The sequence below is a fragment of the Cohnella caldifontis genome (genome assembly GCF_029360585.1).
GTDB lineage: Bacteria > Bacillota > Bacilli > Paenibacillales > Paenibacillaceae > Cohnella > Cohnella caldifontis.
Genome location: NZ_JAQZSJ010000016.1, coordinates 23,005 through 41,579, shown reverse-complemented (window position 1 = coordinate 41,579; position 18,575 = coordinate 23,005). Strand labels below are relative to the sequence as shown.

Here is an 18,575-nt window from a genome sequence, read left to right as displayed (position 1 = left end):
CGCGAATCCCTCCTTTCTAATGTGCCGCCATATGGTCCTGCAGGCTGGACGGCGCGATGGCGGTGAAATCCTTGTCGATCACGTCGGTGTAGCTCATCTGGTTGCCCGGGTAGTCGCGCATCTTCCAGCCGGCCATGTTGAGATTCCCGCCGTACAGCGGATCGCTGTAGGCGCCTTCGAGCGTGCTGGCCCGCAGCATTTTGAAGAAACCGCTCGGGGAAATCGTCGTCAGCTGCACTTGGTCTTTCTCGAACGCTTCCAGCACTTTGTCCTGTTGGTCGGCAGCCAGGTCGACGAAGTTTTTCTTGAATTGGGCCTGGCTGTAGTTGTTCATCTCTTGGATCGCGATCGTGAATATTTCCCGCCTTTTCAGCCGGCCTTGGTACCCCTGCACGGTTTCGCCGTGGTAGAACGGAGGCGACATGTATTCCCGCCCGTTAAAGCCCCACTCTCCGGCCAGCTGGTGGTCGATGAAATAAGCGACCCCCAGCGCCTGGGCTCCCGGACCGCTCTCGTCCTCGGGGAAAATGCGTTCCACCGCGGCGTTCACCGTCCTGAACTGCTCTTGCGTGAAAAACATAAGCGCGCGGTTGTAGTTTTTCGGTTCCGCCGCGGCCTGCGCTCCTCCGGCGGACGGGCTGGCGGAAGGCGAGGCCTTGTTGGCGTTGTCGTTATTGTTGGGATTGCAGCCGACCAGTCCGCCGATCGCCCCGCCGACCACGACGCCTCCGATCACTTTCCCCGCGTTGACGAGGAATTTCCGGCGGGACGGCTCCCGGACTTGCGGCGGGTTGGCGCTTTTCTTTTCGTCTGTTGGGGCCAAACCGAACACCTCGATTGTGTGGATTGGTTTTCATTTATTGTTTTTCCAGAAAATCGCGGTTATGCATGGGCCGGATGGGTCATGCTAACGACAACTTTGAGATTGGACCAGAGGTGGAAAATGCGGATGAGAACGAAATTCACTCTGCTTGCGGCGCTAACGGCAGCCGCGCTTCTGTTTCTCCCGGCGTGCCAAGCCAACAACAACATGAAGACGCAAGCGGCGGACGGCAAGAAACCGGCGGCCCGCCAGCAAGCGGCCGACGACAAAATCAAAGCCAACTCGCTCACGCCCCACCGGATCGCCGGTCACGGGGATCCGCGCGCCATCCCGGGCGCGGATGGCGCCAAAACCCGCACGACGAACGAGTTCGGCGGAACGAGCTACGGTCTCGGCAGCTCGGTATACAGCGTGATCGGAAGCTCCGGCCTGCACAGCCAAGGCTTGTCCTCGCATATCGAATCGAGGCTCAGCGGCGCGGGTTTATCCGATATCCGGGTATTCGCGCTGGACGACATGGTCATTCTCGCGGCGAAAAAAAGCGGCACCAGCGCCTACCGGTACGATACGATGCAGCAGAAGCTGCTCAGCGGAACCGCCGGCATGTCCGGACACGGTCCGGAAGCCGGACCGGGCGTGAACGTCGGCACGACGCCGGCGGGCGACGGCGCGACCCACGACGATATGGAACAGGCGAAACGGTGGATTAAGGACAATATGGGCGACGTGAAGATATATGCCGTCACCAGCCCCGAAGCCGTACGGACGATCGACCGGATCCGTTCGAACGCGGGCAGCGCTTCGCCCCGCCAAACGGCATCCGACATCCAAAAATTGCTGCAGCTCGCGATGGGCTCGAAATAACGCAAAACACCGCCGAAGGACGCGGACGCGTCCTTCGGCGGTGTCGTTTCTGCCGTCTGCTGCGGTTCTAGAAACCTTGTTTCCTCAACCAGGCTTCGCACTGCACGGGCCAGGCGCGGGCGGTCAAATCTTCGCCTTCGCACAGGCCGAGTCCATGGCGCCCGCGTTCGTAAATGTGCAGCTCATAAGGAATGCGGTGACGGCTGAGCGCGCCTGCCATAAGCAGCCCGTTCTCCGCGGGCACCGCGCCGTCGTCGGCGGTAAACCAAATGAACGCGGGCGGCGTATCTCCGTTTACCTGTTGCTCGATCGACATCATCTGGCGGGCCGCCGGATCGGGATGGTCGCCGAGCAGGTTCACCATGGACCCGTGATGCCGGTATTCTCCGAACGAAATCACGGGGTAACAGAGGATCATCGCGTTCGGCCGGCTGCTCAGCCGTTCGATCGGATCCTCCGATTCGGGATGCCCGTTCCCGTACAACGTCCCGGCCGATGCCGCCAGATGCCCGCCTGCCGAGAAACCGAGAATGCCGATCCGATCGGCGGAATGTCCCCACTTCCCGGCCAAATGCCGGGCATATCGAATCGCGCGCGAAGCGTCGGACAGCGGAGCCGGGTGGCGGTACGGCGAGTGCCGGTATTTCAGCACGGCGGCGGAGATGCCGATCCGGTTCAGCCACAGCGCGACCGGCTCCCCTTCATGATCCGCGAGATGCTGGTATCCGCCGCCGGGACAAACGACCACCATACCCTTGGCGTTCGGAACCGGGTACAGCGTCAGGGTCGGTTGCGTCTTCTGCTCCACCCCTTCGCTATACGGCGGCTCTCCGTCCCACAACGGAATCGTTTCGTAATGGCTCATGTTCATCCGTCTCCTTTAGGTAACCAACTATCCCTTATATTCCATGAGCCGGACGGACTTGTCCATCCCCCATTTCGGCATCTGCGATTTTTCATGCCCAAGCTTCGGCCACGCCCTCTTGACTCTCCCCTTAGGGGAGACTTTAGGATGATAGGGAAAGGCGAGCGTTAGCCCCGCCAAAATCCTGAAGGAGGAACGTCCGTTGCCGTACACCGTGAAAGAAGTGGCCGAATTGTCCGGCGTTACCGTGAAGACATTGCACCACTATCACAAAATCGGTCTGCTGGAGCCAAGCGGAGTCACCGAGGCCGGTTACCGGGTCTATGACGTCCCGCAGCTCGAGCGGCTGCAGCAAATTTTGTTCTATCGGGAGCTCGATTTTCCGCTTGGCGAAATCAAACGTCTGCTGCAACGGGAACCGGAGCGGCAGGCTATCCTCGCCCAGCAGAGGAAACTCCTGCTTGACCGAAAACAAAGGCTGGCGCGATTGCTGGAGACGTTGGAAGAATCCCTCGATCGCGGCAACTCGGGACAACCGATGGAAACGCGGAAAATGTTCGTCGGGTTTCTGCGCGAGGAGGAGTGGCGGGAGGCGTTGGCGGAGCAAAACCGGCATTTGCGGGACGCGTACGGGTTCGACCTGCTCGCCGAGACGGAAAACATCCAGGTGACGGAAATGAACGAATCGGCCCGGGAGGCCGTCCGGTTCATGAACGGGATGGCGGAGGCGCTAAGATCCGGCGCGCGGCACGACGATGCCGCGGTCCGGGAGCTGATCGGAGAACATCTGGCGTTTCTGAGCGAACATGGGCATGATACCGACCCGGGCCAATATGCGGCGCAGACGCGGTTTTTCCTGCAGGACGATTTTCACCGCTCCATGCTCGAAGGCCAGCAAACGGGGCTGGCCTACTATATGTGCCTAGCGGCGGAGGCCTATGCGGCGGCCGAGTCGGTTACGTAACCGCCGCTTCCATCTGCGTCAGCGTACCGGCGTCGGCGTTCAACTGCATCCATGCGCCGATCGGCAAAGCAGCTTTGTACGTTCCGTGGCCGGAAGCCAGGCCGATCAATGTCGGCTTTCCGAGCGGAACGATGAACCGTTCGATGACGTCGCCGTATGTCGTGCCGTATGCCGTCTGGCAATTCGTGCATTCGCCCATGACGATGCCCGCGCAGTCCGCGAATTTCCCGGCCAGTCTGAGCTGCTCCAGGTATCGGAAAACCGTGTTGGTCGGTTCATGCGTCTCTTCGAGAAGCAGGATCGCCCCGCGGGTATCGACCTCGAACGGCGTTCCGAGCGAACCGACCAGCGAAGTCAGGTTGCCCCCGATGAGCGGGCCGGCCGCTTGCCCCGGAACCCGTCCGGTCAACGGCATCCCCGGAGGATTGACGATCGGCCGGGGCACGGAGCCGGAAGCGGCGGCGGCGAAAAACTGCTGGAAATTATAAGCCGGCGTCTCCGCTCGAAAATCGAGCAATAAAAGGCTGTGCAGCGCCACGATCCCGCTCCGCTGGAACAACACGTTCAACAGCACCGTGATGTCGCTGTAGCCGCTCACCAGCTTCGGATTGCGGGCGATATAGGCATAGTCCAGATAGGGCAGGATGCCCTCCACGCCCACTCCTCCGCGCACGGCCAAGATCATCCGGACGCGGGGATCGGCGAACATGGCCATCAAGTCCGCCGCCCGCTCCTGGTCCGTCCCCGCCAGAAAGCCGTTCACGTCGTATACGTGGCTGCCCGTCACGACCTGAAAGCCCATCCCTTTCAAGAAATCGATCCGCGCGTCGATGACGGCCCGATCGAGCGGACTGCCGAGCGTGACGAGCCCGATCGTATCCCCTGCCCGAAGCGCGGGTCCTTTCGCGGCCATCCCGTCCCCTCCCGTATCACCCGTTTATTCCAAAGGTATGAGCGGAAACCGCCGCGTAACCCATCTCGCGATCTACAACCCGCTGTTTCCGTTTCGAAGGCGGCCGGCATCGCAACTTTTCCGGAACTTTCCAGTATTTCATCTAGATGAAGGAGGGTTTCGATGAAAAAATTTCTCGCCGGTTTTCTCGCCGGCGCTGCCGTGACTGCCGCCGCTTCCGTCTCCGCAGCCGATTCGGCGAAACCGTTTTTGACGAAAGCCGCCATGATCTTCCACGTCAACGGCCAAACCAGCAGCGCGGGCGCGGATCAGCAAGAGGTCATCCGATACAAGGATCGCCTCTACGTCCCCGTCCGTTTGTTCTCCGAAAAGATGGGAGCCACGGTGGATTACCGCTTGCCCGAGTACGCCGATCAACCTCCGCAAGTCGACATGTATTATGAGGACGAAGCGAACTTTACCGTCGCGGATCCGTCCCATAGCCTCTTGGTCGGGCAGCTCCAGGTGGATTTCGGGGATTCGAACGACAGGCTGGCGAGGAAGCCTTCGATCCGCGGCGCGGCGAAGCTGCTGAAACCGATCGGCGAAGGGAAAGAAGCGGTGCTGGTTTTGAAGGATCCGAACGGCGCGGTGGTGGCCGAGAGTGAGGTCATTCAGTCGAACGGGAAAAACGCCAATCGGTTCAAGGTCGGGGAAATGCGGACCTTTACGGCGGGAATTCCGTTTGTGACGCCCGTGCGGGATTACAGCGTAGAGGTGAAAATCATCGATGCAGTTCCATGGAAATTTTACCAAGAGGGGTTTTACGCCCAGGAAGACACGCCATTGGATATTCTGCTGAGTACCGATCATGATTTAAGCCTGCCCATCGCAAAAGGAAAATCGATGGAGGTCTATTTGACCTTCGCGAACAAAAGCGATCATGATCTTCTCATCAAAAGCGCGCGGTTTGAACTCGCGTTCCCCGGGAAATCGGGAACCGATATCGTTAAATCGACGGCGGAGCTTAAGGATACGGTCCTGCCCGCCCGCGGCGGGGCCAGAAGGACCGCGATCACCTGGGAAGCGGACGTCCCGCCGGGCACTTACGCCATCCGAGTCAAAGATCCTTACCGCTATCGCTACGAAGAGAGCGGAACCGTCAAGGAAGTCGATTCCTACAGCGACACGCGCATGAGTTTTCCCATTACGGTAAAACCGTAACCCCAGGGCATTGACGCTCCCGGCCGGCCGCCGGTGGATGACGCCGGCCGGGGCATCGTCAGGAAGCGGCTTGGCGCGTAATCAATACGCCAAAGCAAACAAGCCTTTGATATGCGATAAATAACGGAGATTGCTCGCTTCCTTCATGGCCGTCGCGGCAAAACCTTTCAGCGGCGTAAGCCGCGCCCCGACGACGGCGACGCCGTCTTTCCGGCCGAGGCTCGCCAGCGTGCCCGAGAACACCGGACGGAAAGGCTGGAGGTCGGCCCCCCGATAGGACGCGAAAACGTTATAGCCTACGGTCTCTCCCATCTGCCAAGCGAGTTGGGCGGACGGCGGATACGGCCGTCCATCCTCGCCGATGACGGCCGCGCTGTCGCCCGCGACGAAGATGTCCGGATGCGACACGGATCGCAAATCGGCCGTTACGGCGGCTCTTCCGCGAACCAACTCGATTCCCGATGCCGTCACGACGGGATGGCCTTGAACGCCTCCGCACCAGATCAAAGTGCCGGCTTCGATCGCGCTCCCGTCGCCCAGTCGGACCGTCGACCCCTCCACGGCCGTAATCGGCTGCCCGATGCGGAAGCGGACGCCCCTGTTCTCCAGGCTGCTTTGAGCGCGAGCGACCAGCTCCGAAGGAAATCCGGGCAAAATCGAAGAAGAAGCTTCCACGTTGTACAGGCGGATGCTCCCCGGTTCGATCCCCCGGCCGCGGCACCATGCGGGCAGTTCATCCGCCAGCTCCCCGACCGTTTCGATGCCGGTCAAACCGCCTCCGCCGACTACGATCGAAGCGTCCGCTTCCCTTCCGCCGCGGGCGAACGAATCCAATTTCTCTTCGATATGCTCCCGAATCCGCTTGGCGTCCTCTACCGATTTAAGCGTAAAGCTGTTCTCCCGGAGACCGGGGATGCCGAAAAACGCCGTCTCGCTGCCCAACGCGACGACCAATGTGTCATACGCCAACACCGAACCCTCCGTCAGCCGTACGCGTTTGAGATCGGGCTCGATGCTTTCCACGCCGCCGATCCGCAGATCGACCCCCTTCCCTTTCAGCAGCTTCTCCAGCGGCAGAGCTAATGCCTGCTCCCGGATGTTGCCCGCCGTCAGGCGATGCAGCTCGGTGACGAGTTGATGGGTCGGCACGCGGTTCACGAGCGTGATCGGAGCTTCTTCGGCCCGCAAATGCTTCCGTATCGTCAGCGCGGTCAGCAATCCGCCGTATCCCGCGCCCAATATCACTACGCGTCTGTTCATCTCGGTCTCCTCCCCTTCAGGCCCGCATGCGGCCGGCGTCTTTATCGTTCAACGTCGCGAGCAATGCCTTGGCGAAACGGAACGCTTTCTGCGCCTGCGGATCCCGCAGCATCCGGAGCAGACCGAACAGCCCGATCGTGCGGGTATCCGCGTTCGCCCGTTCTTGGGCTTCGATCGCCGCGGAGGCCAGTTCTTTGGCCTTCTCTTTGACCGGGGCGGCGAATTCCTCGAATCCGTTCTTCAAATCCGCGGCGAAAACCGGGTCGGTCACGACGTCGCGGATCTTCGCATACGCATCGGATACCTGAACGGCCATCTCGGTCAACTGCGGCAAACGATCGAGCAGCGCGCGCAAGGCTTCCCGGACCTCGGGCTGGGCGAGGCGATCCCGTAACAAATCCGCTTCGGCGAACGGTGCCGCGTCCGGCGTTTCTCTCCCGATGGCTTCGAACATGGCTCTCCACTCCTTAGTTTGTAATTTTTTTCACAAAGTAACACGGAAGAAGGAGGGCTGTCAATGACTTTTCGGAAAATTAAGAAAAAAACTCAGTTGGCAAGAAAAAAACGCTGTCTCCCCTCGTCTATCCGAAGGAAACAGCGTTTCGATTTTCATCAACCCCGCGGCGGGTTTTCCCCCAAAACTTCCGCCAGCACGGGAATCGAGTCCTGCGCGCCCGGCCGGGTGACGGCGATCGCCGCCGCCCGTTGGGCGATATCGACGGCCTCGTCCATCGGTTTGCCCGCGACGATCATCGCCGCGAGCGTGCCGGAAAACGTATCTCCTGCGGCCGTCGTGTCCACGACTTCCGCCGGCAGGCTCATCTTGTGCACGTTTCGGCTGCCGTTGAAATATGCGACGCCTTTGTCTCCAAGCGTGATCAGCGGAAAACGGATGCCTTTGGCTCTCAGCCGGTCCAATGCCGCGAACGCTTCTTCCGTGCCGCGGATCTGGATCCCCGTGTAAAAGCGGGCTTCGATTTCGTTCGGCGTGAAGTAATCCACCCCGTCCAGCACGGAATCGTCGATCGGAACGGCCGGCGCGGGATTCAGGAATACCGGCGTCCGTCCTTTCGCCAGCTCGACCGCGCGATAAACCGCGGGCAGCGGAATTTCCAGCTGCAGCATGACGGCCGAGGCGGAGAGGATTTCCTCCCGGAAGCCGTCGACGTATTCCGGCGTAACCTTGTCGTTGGCGCCGCCCGCCAAGATGATCCGGTTATTGCCGCCGCATACCGTAATGGCCGCCACCCCGCTCGACACGCCGGGCTCGGCCGTCAGGTAATCCGTAGACACGCCGTGACGGGCGAGATTCGCAGAGATGGATTGCCCGAAGATGTCGTCCCCGACTTTGCCGAGCAGCCATGTCGGGGCTCCCATTTTGGCGCCGGCGACGGCTTGATTGGCTCCTTTGCCCCCGGGAGAGAGGAAAAACCCGGTCCCGTGCAGCGTCTCCCCCGCTTCCGGCACCCTTTCCGTCGTCATCACCATGTCCATATTGGCGCTGCCGACGACAATGAGCTTCATCCGTCAGTCCTCCAGGAAATCCTTCAGCCGTTTGCTGCGGCTCGGATGGCGAAGTTTCCGGAGTGCTTTCGCCTCGATCTGGCGAATCCGCTCCCGGGTAACGCCGAACACCTTGCCTACTTCCTCCAGCGTCCGGGTCCGGCCGTCGTCCAGGCCGAAACGCAGGCGCAGCACGTTCTCCTCCCGGTCCGTGAGCGTGTCCAGGATATCCTTCATCTGTTCGCGCAGCATCTCGTAAGCCGCGGCGTCTTCCGGCGCCGAAGCGTCGGGATCTTCGATGAAGTCCCCCAAGTGGGAATCGCTCTCCTCGCCGATCGGCGTCTCCATGGACACCGGCTCCTGCGAAATTTTCTGGATCTCCAGCACCCGGTCCACCGTCAGCTCCATTTTCTCGGCGATTTCCTCCGGCGTCGGCTCCCGGCCCAGTTCCTGCAGCAGCTGCCGGGACACCCGGATCAGCTTGTTGATCGTTTCGACCATGTGCACGGGAATCCGGATCGTCCGCGCCTGGTCCGCGATCGCCCGGGTGATCGCCTGGCGGATCCACCAAGTCGCGTACGTGCTGAATTTGAATCCTTTTTCGTAATCGAACTTCTCGACGGCTTTCATCAGCCCGAGATTGCCTTCCTGGATCAAATCGAGGAAAAGCATGCCCCGGCCGGCGTACTTGCGGGCGATGCTGACGACCAGCCGGAGGTTGGCCTCCGTCAGCTTCCGGCGCGCCTCTTCGTCCCCTGCGGCGATCCGGCGGGCCAGTTCGATCTCTTCCTCCGTGGAAAGCAGCGGCGTCCGGCCGATTTCCTTCAGATACATGCGCACCGGGTCGTTCGTATCCACCCCGGGCGGCAGCGAGAGATCCTGGGGATCGTACGTCATCTCCTGCTCAGCCGATTTATGGTTTTCCAGCGATAGCCGATCCTTGTCTTCCATCCTGCAGCTCCCCTTTGCAAATTCCCTTTGCAAACCGCCATTGACAAGTACGTTGTACTGTGATATTATGAATAAATATAAATTGAGCGAATCTCATTCTACCACGTTTCATAAGGAAACTCAACTATTTTTTTATATACGTACAAGCCCCCTGCAAGGATGCGGTCGACAGGCCGAATCTTTCGTGCAGGGGGTTGTTTTTTTCTGCCCCGCTTATCCTCCTCTTCTCGCATTCCCGCAGCCCGCGTACCCCATCATTCGTCCACTCCGGCCACAAATATCGTGTTTGCAGCCCTCTCACCCCTCTGCTTGCCCGCTCCATCATCGCATTATTTTGCTGAGCGCTCTTGATCCGGCTCGCAGAGAGAGGCGGAGGCGGAGCTTTTTTTCGGCGAACAACCAATCCCCATGCAAGGTCGAAAAACTCGGCCGCCATCCGGCTAAGGGACTCAGCGGACGTTATCGGGGGCATTCCTCGACTTACCATATTCTAACGGACACGTTTGCGCTTATTTAACAAAAATACCGCTGGCTAGCCGCGAAATGGAGCGGTTAAGGTCCGCGGTGTCCGTTACGATGTGTAAAACGTCGAAAACTGCTCCATAACGGCCGTGGTGTCCGTAACGATCGGCATCTGACAATTCTTCCGGAATGGGTCGGCCGTATTTTTGCGTTCCATTTATGTGACATCCAGGCTCGGCACATTTTGACACTAAATTTATTTTGACACTAACTATCATTTTAAATATACTGTCATTATCCAAATCACGAAGGTGGGATTATCCATGAAAAACGCCCAAAACCGAAGATGGTGGGTGCTGGCCGCGCTGAGCTTCGGTCTGATGGCCGTCGGCCTGGACATGACGGTGCTGAACGTGGCGCTTCCGACCCTGGCCGCCGATCTGCAGGCTTCCACCGGCGAGCTGCAATGGTTCGCCGACGCCTACAATCTGGCGCTTGCCGCCGCGCTGCTTCCGGCCGGCATGCTGGGCGACCGTTATGGCCGCAAAAAATGGCTCCTGATCGCGCTTGTCCTGTTCGGAGCCGCTTCGGCAGCCTGCGCGTATTCGGATTCCTCCGGCATGCTGATCCTGATGCGGGCTTTCCTCGGACTCGGCGCGGCTTTCCTGATCCCGCTCTCCATGTCCGTGCTGCCCGTCCTGTTCCGGGAAGAAGAACGGACCCGGGCGATGATGGTCTGGGCCATGGCCAACATGCTCGGCATCCCGCTCGGCCCGATCGTCGGCGGCTGGCTCCTGAAGCATTACGATTGGGGATCCGTCTTCCTCCTGAACCTGCCGCTCGTCGTCATCGCGATCTGCGCGGTCGCTTGGCTGATGCCCGAATCGCGCCGGCCGGACCGCCCCCGGCTGGACGCTGCCGGCGCGCTGGCTTCCAGCCTCGGTCTGACCGCCCTGACCTACGGCGTCATTCGGGCAGGCGAACGCGGTTGGGACGAAGCCGCCGCCTTGTGGAGCGTTGCCGCAGGCGCCGTTCTGCTCGTCTGCTTCCTCGTCTGGCAAAAACGATACCGCCACGCGCTGATCGAAATGTCGTTGTTCCGATCCCGCGGCTTCACATGGGGAGCCGCGTTAGCCACGCTCGTTTCTTTCGCCATTTTCGGACTGCTGTTCGCGCTGCCTCAGTACTTTCAGGCGATATCCGGCGTCGATTCGTTCGCGACCGGCCTCCGCCTGTTGCCGCTGATCGGGGGGTTGATGCTGGGGGCGAGAGCCTCCGACCGCCTCATGTCCGCCGCGGGCGCCAAACTCACCGTCGCGGCCGGCTTCGTCTTTCTGGCCGCGGGCCTTATGATCGGCACCGCTACCGGAATCGACAGCGGGTACGGCTTTATCGCGTTTTGGATCGTCGTCGCCGGCATCGGGTTGGGGCTGTCCCTGCCCGCGGCCATGGCATCGGCGCTCAATCAACTGTCCGCCGAAAGAAGCGGAACGGGATCGGCGCTTATCATGGCTTTCCGGCAAGTCGGTGGAACGGTCGGCGTCGCGTTGCTCGGCTCCGCGCTGAATCGCGGCTACCGCGGCGAGCTGCATATAGCCGACCTGCCGGATGCCGTCGCATCGGCCGTCCGCCGCGGCGTTTCCGCCGGCGTTGCCGCCTCCCGCCAAATCGGTTCGGACGAACTGCTCGCCCAAGTCCATCATGCTTTCCTGCACGGCATGAGCCTGCTGCTCTGGGTGTCCGGAGGCATCGCCTTGCTGGGCTTGGTTCTCGCCCTGCTGTTCCTACCCGGACGTTCCGCCGGTACGACTCACGACCGGCCGCAAGCCGCCGCGCCGGCCGAGCCGCTCTAAAAGGTTGTCCGATCCCGCCGAAATCGGTAAACTGAGATCAGAACGGTTACGACGACCAGCGGCGGGAGGACTCTATGTGACGGACAACAATCCGCCCAAGCTCGGGCTGCGGGAACGCAAAAAAATCAAAACGCGCGAAACGATCCAGCAGCATGCGCTTCGGTTGTTCCGCGAGCAGGGATATCACGAAACGACGATCGAACAGATCGCCGATGCCGCCGAGATCTCGCCCAGCACGTTTTTCCGGTACTTTCCGACCAAGGAAGCGGTCGTGCTCGAGGACGATTTCGATCCGCTGCTGGCCGAGGCGTTCCGGGAGCAGCCTCCGGAACTTAGTCCTTTGCAGGCGTTCCGAAGTGCCGTCAAAACCGGATTTGCCCATATCCCGGAAGAAATCCGGGACTCCGTAAGGGAACGGATGGCGCTTACCTTGACCGTGCCCGAAATCCGCGCCGCTTCTTTAAACCAAACGATGAACACGATGAAAATGATCGCCGACCTGCTGGCCGAACGAACCGGCCGCTCCCCGGAAGACTTGTACGTGCTGAATTTCGCGGGCGCGATCATCGGGGCGTTTTTATCGGTTCAGCATTATTCCTTCTCCCATCCGGACGAAGATCATATCGAGCTGTTCGACCGGGCGCTCGCGCATCTGGAAGCGGGCATGCCCTTGTGAGCGTCCCCCGTTGCGCATGACAACCGGTATCGACGCCCAATTTTCACAAATCCCTTTACCGCGCCCTTAGACTCTGTTACGATAATTCGCAAAGCGACATGCGATGAAGAGACGAGTAAATAGAGCGATTCTTTCACAGAGAGCTCCGGCGGCTGGGAAGGAGCAAAGAATGCTTTATTGAAAAAAGACTCGGAGCAGCGCGCCGGAACCGAAGCGATCGGGGATGGCGCGACAGGGGGCTCCTGTTACAGGGCCGAAGTACATGCATTGCGCGGCAATGCCGTACTTGATGAGGCGGATATGGCGACATATCGGCGAATCCGGGGTGGTACCGCGAGTCCAATCTCGTCCCCAAGACCAATGTCTTGGGCGGCGGGATTTTTTTTATTGAACAGGAAATGACGCAACGCGATTTCCTGCAATTTTAGGGAGGGGAATCATCATGACGCGGAAACTGAAAGTCGGGATCGTAGGAGGAACGGGCATGGTCGGCCAGCGGTTCGTGCAGCTGCTGGACCGCCATCCCTGGTTCGAGGTGGCTTCGATCGCGGCAAGCGCCGGTTCGGCGGGCAAAACCTACGAGGAAGCGGTGCAAGGCCGGTGGAAATTAGACGGCACCGTTCCGGAAGCGGTGAAGAACATCGTCGTACAGGACGCTTCGAAAATCGATCGGGTAACGGACGGCGTCGATTTCGTGTTTTGCGCCGTCGACATGAGCAAGAGCGAGATCCAGGCGTTGGAAGAAGCTTACGCCAAAACGGGCACGCCCGTCGTGTCCAACAACTCGGCCCACCGCTGGACGCCCGACGTGCCGATGGTCATTCCGGAAATCAACCCGAACCATCTCGACGTGATCGCGGCGCAAAGAAAACGGCTCGGCACCCCGACGGGTTTCATCGCCGTCAAGCCTAATTGCTCGATCCAAAGCTACGTGCCTGCCCTTCACGCGCTGCTCGAATTCGGACCGACGAACGTGGCGGTTACGACGTACCAGGCGATTTCCGGAGCCGGCAAAACGTTCGCCGATTGGCCCGAAATGACCGACAACGTCATTCCGTATATCGGCGGCGAGGAGGAAAAAAGCGAGCAGGAGCCGCTGCGGATCTGGGGCCGCGTGGACAACGGCGAAATCGTGAAAGCCGCCGGCCCGCTGATCACGACGCAATGCATCCGCGTCCCGGTATCGGACGGACATTTGGCCGCGGTGTTCGTCTCGTTCGGGAACAAGCCGGAGAAGGAAGAAATTTTGCGGCGCTGGCGGGAATTCGAAGGACGGCCGCAGCAGCTCGGGCTGCCCAGCGCGCCGAAGCGGTTCCTGACCTATTTCGAAGAAGAAAACCGGCCCCAGACGAAGCTCGACCGCGACACGGAGCGCGGCATGGGCGTGGCGGTCGGCCGGCTGCGCGAGGATACGCTGTTCGATTACAAATTCGTCGGGCTGTCGCACAATACGCTGCGCGGCGCGGCGGGCGGCGCCGTCCTCATCGCCGAGCTGCTGACGGCGGAGAAATACATCCAGGCGAAATGACGACAGCCGCCGCTGGACGATTCGGATCGCCGCCCTCGACGCTGCAACCTCTGAAATCACGGTTACAGGATTCGAGCGGCGTTGGCGATTGCTGTAACCTCTATGATTTGCGGGTATACCTGCAGACAAGTAAAACGACACCCTCGTCCTTATGAAGCAAGGGTGCTCGCTAAGAGCTTAAATACAACTAGTCCTCTCATTCTGCCCCTTTTGGGGCGAGCTAAGAGCCGGAATGCATTTATTCTAGGCCAATCCTTTATTTTTTCGCCGAGACGAGCGCTGCGAATTGTATATTGGCCTTTAGTCATCTCATTTTGAGAGAAATAGAAAAAATAACTGCATTTTAGCCCTTAGCCCTCCCTTTGAGAGGTACACTTTGCGCTTCACCAACGATTCTCCTTCTCAATTTTACCTCCCCCCATAACAGGTTGAAGTCGCATGGGGATATCCCCAAATCTTCATGGCAGTGATATTTCAAAAAAAAGCCGCGCCGGCGGCTTTTTTTCGTTTCAACGCATCCCTCATCCTCATCTGCGGCAGTCGGCGGCAGGCGCTCCCGCTCAGTTTTTCCGTTCGATCACCCGGAACGTCCCCGTGCCGAAGGCGAGCAGCTCCCCGCTCTCCGTCCGCACGCTCGCCTGGGCGTGGATCGTCTTGCGGGACGCGTGAACCGGCTCCGCGACGACGAGGATGCGCCCTATCGAGATCGGCGCGGCATAATGCAGGTTCAGGTTGGTCGTCACGACCTTATCCGTCGGTCTGGCGATCATCGCGATCAGGCCCATCGCCGAATCGATCAACGTCGCATGAACGCCTCCGTGAAGGATGCCGATCATATTCAGGTGATGGGGCTGAATCTCCAGCGCAACGGTCACCTGCCGTTCGTCCGCCGACTCGACCTTGCAGCCGAGGTAACCCCAGAAGGTCGGCTCGGCCGCCGCTCCCCACACCGCCAATCGTTCCGCCAAAGGAATAGCCGCGGGTTCGATTTCCGCTGATTGTTGAGAGTTTGCCGATTGATCGGGAGGTGACGATTGTTGGGAATCTGCGGATCCATCGCGATTTGACGACTGTTGGTCGTTTGCGGATTGCAGGGGGTTGCCGGATTGTCCCGGCTCTTTAGGGATTTCTAGCCTTTCAGACGGTTTCTCCCTCTCCATCGGTGAAGCCCACCTTTCTCTCCGCAGCCCTGCCTTACGTCTTGGGGGCTTGCTCCGATTCTTCCTCGATTAACTTGCGGCGCAAGACTTTGCCGGCCATCGTCTTCGGAAGCTTGTCGCGGATTTCGTACAGCTTCGGGACTTTGTAAGCCGCCAGCCGCTCCTTGCACCAGATTTTCAGATCGTCCGCGGTCGCGTCGGCGCCGGGTTTCAGCACGATATAGGCCTTGACCGTCTCGCCCCGGTACGGGTCGGCGATGCCGGCCACGGCGGCTTCCTCCACGTCCGGGTGCCCGTAGAGCACTTCCTCCACTTCCCGCGGGTAAACGTTGTAGCCCCCGGCGATGATCAAGTCTTTGCTCCGGTCCAAAATATAGAAAAAGCCGTCTTCGTCCATCCGCCCCAGATCTCCGGTCAGCAGCCAGCCGTCTTGCAGGATTTTGGCGGTCTCTTCCGGCCGCTTCCAATACCCTTGCATCACCTGCGGACCGCGTACCGCAAGCTCGCCGATTTCGCCCGGCTCCGCGTCCTCGAACGTGCCCGGCTTGACGATGCGGGCATCCGTGTCGGGGAACGGAATGCCGATGGAGCCGTGTTTGCGTTTCCCCCAAATGTTGTTGGCATGCGTCACCGGAGAGGCTTCGGTCAATCCGTAACCTTCGATCAACCGGCCGCCCGTCAACGCTTCGAAACGCTCCTGCACGTGAAGCGGCAGCGGCGCCGCCCCGCTGATGCACATCTCGATGGACGAGAGGTTGAAGCGCGAGATTCGCGGATGGTTGATGACCGCGATATACATCGTCGGGGCGCCCGGGAATACGGTCGGCTTCCGCTTCCGGATCGTGTCCAGCACCCGATCGATTTCGAACCGGGGCACCAGGATCAACGTGCCGGCGGTGTAGATCCCCAGGTTCAGCAGGCAAGTGAGCCCGAACACGTGAAAGAAAGGCAGCGCGGCCAAATACCTCTCCTTGGCCTGCCCGGCTTTATGGCACCACAGGCGGCTCTGGATCGTGTTCGCGACCAGATTGGCATGGGTCAGCATCACCCCTTTGGCCAAACCCGTCGTCCCGCCGGTGTATTGAAGGAGGGCCAGTTCGCGCTCGGGGTCCATATGGACCTCGACGGGATCCTCGCCGGATACGGCCAGCAACTCGCGAAAAGAGCGGACTTTGTCGTCGTAGGATACGTTTACGGCCGTTCCTTCTCTTCTTTGCTTGAGGCCATAGAGGAGGTTGAGGGGAAAAGGCAAGTAGTCCGCGACGGAGGTGACGATGACGCGTTCGAGCGGGCGCTCTGCCGTCGCGTCACGGACGCGCTTAAGCAGCGCGTCCAGCGTCACGATCGCGCGGACGTCCGCGTCCGCCAGCTGGTGCTCCAGCTCGCGCGGCACGTAGAGCGGATTCGTCATCACGACGACTCCGCCCATCATGAGCGTGCCGTAATAGGCGATAACGGCTTGCGGGCAATTCGGCAGCATGACGGCGACGCGGTCGCCTTTGCGAATGCCCAGCCGGAGCAGGGCGTTCGCGAAGCGGCGCGCCGAACGCAGCAGCGAGGAGTAGGAGATTTTTTTCCCCATGAATTCGAGGGCCGTCCGATTCGGATAAGCCTCCGCGGAGTCGATGAGAAACGATGCCAGGTTGCGTTTCGGGTACCGGTAGGTCGGGGGAACTTCCGCGGGGTAGTGGCGGAGCCAAGGTTGACTCGGCATGGCGGTCACCCCATTCTACCCACAGTGTGTAAAACCGGTCACACGACGTACTTCTCCGCTTCGATCACTTTGGCCGCGATTTTCCGTTTGAGCGCGACGGTATCGATCGGCGTCCTCCGGGTCAGCTTCTTCAAGACGGACAACTGGGTCCGCAGCAGGTCTCCTTCCTCCATCGCCGAAAGCGCCTCCTTGGCCCACGACTCGACGCGCTCGAATTCTTCGTGGACGAACACCGCCGTCATGTCGATCGCATGGCTCGCTTTCTCTCCCCCTCCCTTCCCGATGAGCTTGCGGGTCCGCAGCAGCGCGCTCTCCATCGCGAACACGGCGATCATCATGTCGGCGAGGCGCGCCAGGATTTCTTGTTCCCGCTCCAGCTTGAGCTGGTATTTCTGCACGGCCCCGGCGCCGACCATCAGGAAAATTTTCTTGGCCATGCCCGTTAGGTGCGTTTCCTGCTCCAGCACGCCCTCGAACGTCTGCCCCGGGATCAGCTCCAGGAGTTCGGATTGCAACGACATCGCCTTCTCTAGAAGCGGCAGCTCGCCTTTCATGGCGCGCTTGATCAGCGCTCCCGGAATGAGCAGGCGATTGATTTCGTTCGTGCCTTCGAAAATGCGGTTGATGCGCGAGTCCCGGTAAATCCGTTCGATTTTGTAGTCCTGGATATAGCCGTAACCCCCGTGGATCTGCACGCCTTCGTCCGCGACGAAGTCGAGCGTCTCGGAGCCGAACACCTTGTTGATCGAGCATTCCAGCTGGTACTCGGCGATCGCCTTGGCGGCCTGCAAGCCGACGTTGTCCGCCGCGGGATCGACCTCCGCCAGCCCTTCGTCGAAAAGCCCCGCCGTGCGGTATACCATGCTCTCCAGCGCGTAAGTCCGGACGTTCATCTCGGCCAGCTTCTTGCCGATCAGCGGGAACGAGGAGATCGGACGGCCGAACTGCGCGCGCTGGTTGGCGTACTTCGACGAAAGCTCGATGGCGTTCTTGGAGGCGCCGAGGCAGCCTGCGGCCAGCTTGAAGCGGCCGATGTTGAGGATGTTGAAGGCGATGAGGTGCCCTTTGCCGACCTCCCACAGCAGGTTTTCGGCCGGCACCCGGACGTCTTCGAGAATGAGCGGGCGGGTGGACGAGCCCTTGATGCCCATCTTTTTCTCCTCCGGCCCAACGCTGACGCCGGGCATCGTCCGCTCCACGATGAACGTGCTGAAATCGGTGCCGTTCACCTTGGTGTACACGATAAACACGTCCGCGAATCCCGCATTCGTAATGAACTGCTTCGTTCCGTTCAGAACGTAGAACCGGCCGTCTTCCGTCGGGGTCGCCGTCGTCTTGGCGCCTTGCGCGTCGGAGCCGGAAGACGGCTCGGTCAGGCAGTAGGCCGCCAGCTTCTCCCCGGTCGCGAGCTGCGGGAGGTATTTGCGCTTCTGCTCTTCGGTGCCGAAATAGACGATCGGAAGCGTGCCGATGCCGACGTGGGCGCCTGCCGAGAGAGCGAACGAGGACGCCTTCGTCATGCGCTCGCTGATCAGCGTGGAGCTGATCTTGTCGAGGCCGAGGCCGCCGTACGCTTCCGGCACGTCGGCGCCGAGCAGGCCGGTCTCGCCGGCTTTGCGCAGCTTCTCCACCGTCAGCTCGTAGTTCAGCTTCTCGATCACCTCGTCGTGCGGCACGATCTCCGCCTCGACGAAGTCTTCCGTCGTCTGCGCGATCATGCGGTGTTCCTCGGTAAAATCTTCCGGCGTGACGATCCGGGAGCTGTCGATGTCCTCGAGGATGAAGCTGCCGCCCAGGATTTTGCCGGTTGCCGTCGCCTTGCCCATCGCGAATCCC

The 18,575-nt window shown here is 60.5% G+C and carries 15 protein-coding genes, 1 pseudogene and 1 other annotated feature; of the genes and pseudogenes, 6 read left to right on the top strand and 10 right to left on the bottom strand.

Annotated elements, in window-relative coordinates:
- Positions 1-16 precede the first annotated feature (16 nt).
- Complete coding sequence (locus PTZ19_RS19165; RefSeq protein WP_276356766.1) at positions 17-823, bottom strand: gluconate 2-dehydrogenase subunit 3 family protein; 807 nt, start codon at positions 821-823, stop codon at positions 17-19.
- A gap of 126 nt (positions 824-949) precedes the next feature.
- Between PTZ19_RS19165 and PTZ19_RS19160 the strand changes: the two genes are divergently transcribed.
- Positions 950-1,687 (top strand): hypothetical protein, encoded by a 738-nt coding sequence (locus PTZ19_RS19160; RefSeq protein WP_276356765.1) that lies wholly within the window; start codon positions 950-952, stop codon positions 1,685-1,687.
- Between the two features lie 67 nt (positions 1,688-1,754).
- On the opposite strand, the gene PTZ19_RS19155 is transcribed toward PTZ19_RS19160, so the two are convergent.
- Positions 1,755-2,552: an alpha/beta hydrolase gene (locus tag PTZ19_RS19155; RefSeq protein ID WP_276356764.1), complete on the bottom strand. Its 798-nt coding sequence runs from the start codon at positions 2,550-2,552 to the stop codon at positions 1,755-1,757.
- 202 nt (positions 2,553-2,754) lie between these two features.
- On the opposite strand from PTZ19_RS19155, the gene PTZ19_RS19150 reads away from it, so the two are divergent.
- Entirely contained in the window at positions 2,755-3,516 is a 762-nt protein-coding gene (locus tag PTZ19_RS19150; RefSeq protein ID WP_276356763.1) for a MerR family transcriptional regulator, read from the top strand.
- Here the strand turns inward: PTZ19_RS19150 and PTZ19_RS19145 are convergent.
- Positions 3,509-4,429: a S66 peptidase family protein gene (locus tag PTZ19_RS19145; RefSeq protein WP_276356762.1), complete on the bottom strand. Its 921-nt coding sequence runs from the start codon at positions 4,427-4,429 to the stop codon at positions 3,509-3,511. The genes PTZ19_RS19150 and PTZ19_RS19145 overlap by 8 nt on opposite strands.
- A gap of 162 nt (positions 4,430-4,591) precedes the next feature.
- On the opposite strand from PTZ19_RS19145, the gene PTZ19_RS19140 reads away from it, so the two are divergent.
- Positions 4,592-5,632 carry a hypothetical protein gene (locus PTZ19_RS19140; RefSeq protein ID WP_276356760.1) on the top strand — a complete coding sequence of 347 codons (1,041 nt, stop codon included), beginning with the start codon at positions 4,592-4,594 and terminating at the stop codon, positions 5,630-5,632.
- A gap of 81 nt (positions 5,633-5,713) precedes the next feature.
- On the opposite strand, the gene PTZ19_RS19135 is transcribed toward PTZ19_RS19140, so the two are convergent.
- The 4 genes and pseudogenes from PTZ19_RS19135 to rpoD form a co-directional block, all read right to left on the bottom strand.
- A complete protein-coding gene (locus tag PTZ19_RS19135) occupies positions 5,714-6,892 on the bottom strand; it encodes an NAD(P)/FAD-dependent oxidoreductase (protein WP_276356759.1) in 1,179 nt (392 codons plus the stop codon).
- 16 nt (positions 6,893-6,908) lie between these two features.
- Positions 6,909-7,346, bottom strand: coding sequence for a DUF1641 domain-containing protein (locus PTZ19_RS19130; RefSeq protein ID WP_276356758.1), 438 nt, complete (start codon positions 7,344-7,346; stop codon positions 6,909-6,911).
- Between the two features lie 158 nt (positions 7,347-7,504).
- Entirely contained in the window at positions 7,505-8,416 is a 912-nt protein-coding gene (gene rbsK / locus PTZ19_RS19125; protein WP_276356757.1) for a ribokinase, read from the bottom strand.
- Positions 8,417-8,419: 3 nt separating this feature from the next.
- A pseudogene (gene rpoD / locus PTZ19_RS19120) lies at positions 8,420-9,343 on the bottom strand (RNA polymerase sigma factor RpoD); the annotation flags it as partial.
- A gap of 788 nt (positions 9,344-10,131) precedes the next feature.
- Between rpoD and PTZ19_RS19115 the strand changes: the two are divergent.
- The 3 genes from PTZ19_RS19115 to asd all read left to right on the top strand — a co-directional run bounded on the left by PTZ19_RS19115 (position 10,132) and on the right by asd (position 13,865).
- A complete protein-coding gene (locus tag PTZ19_RS19115) occupies positions 10,132-11,661 on the top strand; it encodes a DHA2 family efflux MFS transporter permease subunit (RefSeq protein ID WP_276356755.1) in 1,530 nt (509 codons plus the stop codon).
- 76 nt (positions 11,662-11,737) lie between these two features.
- Positions 11,738-12,337 carry an acyl-CoA-like ligand-binding transcription factor gene (locus PTZ19_RS19110; RefSeq protein ID WP_276356754.1) on the top strand — a complete coding sequence of 200 codons (600 nt, stop codon included), beginning with the start codon at positions 11,738-11,740 and terminating at the stop codon, positions 12,335-12,337.
- Between the two features lie 94 nt (positions 12,338-12,431).
- Positions 12,432-12,693, top strand: a binding site (T-box leader).
- A gap of 86 nt (positions 12,694-12,779) precedes the next feature.
- Complete coding sequence (gene asd, locus PTZ19_RS19105; RefSeq protein WP_276356753.1) at positions 12,780-13,865, top strand: aspartate-semialdehyde dehydrogenase; 1,086 nt, start codon at positions 12,780-12,782, stop codon at positions 13,863-13,865.
- Positions 13,866-14,425: 560 nt separating this feature from the next.
- Here the strand turns inward: asd and PTZ19_RS19100 are convergent.
- The 3 genes from PTZ19_RS19100 to PTZ19_RS19090 all read right to left on the bottom strand — a co-directional run bounded on the left by PTZ19_RS19100 (position 14,426) and on the right by PTZ19_RS19090 (position 18,565).
- Entirely contained in the window at positions 14,426-14,833 is a 408-nt protein-coding gene (locus PTZ19_RS19100; RefSeq protein ID WP_276356751.1) for a PaaI family thioesterase, read from the bottom strand.
- 226 nt (positions 14,834-15,059) lie between these two features.
- Positions 15,060-16,739 carry an AMP-binding protein gene (locus PTZ19_RS19095; protein WP_276356750.1) on the bottom strand — a complete coding sequence of 560 codons (1,680 nt, stop codon included), beginning with the start codon at positions 16,737-16,739 and terminating at the stop codon, positions 15,060-15,062.
- Between the two features lie 38 nt (positions 16,740-16,777).
- Positions 16,778-18,565 (bottom strand): acyl-CoA dehydrogenase family protein, encoded by a 1,788-nt coding sequence (locus PTZ19_RS19090; protein ID WP_276356749.1) that lies wholly within the window; start codon positions 18,563-18,565, stop codon positions 16,778-16,780.
- Positions 18,566-18,575 lie beyond the last annotated feature (10 nt).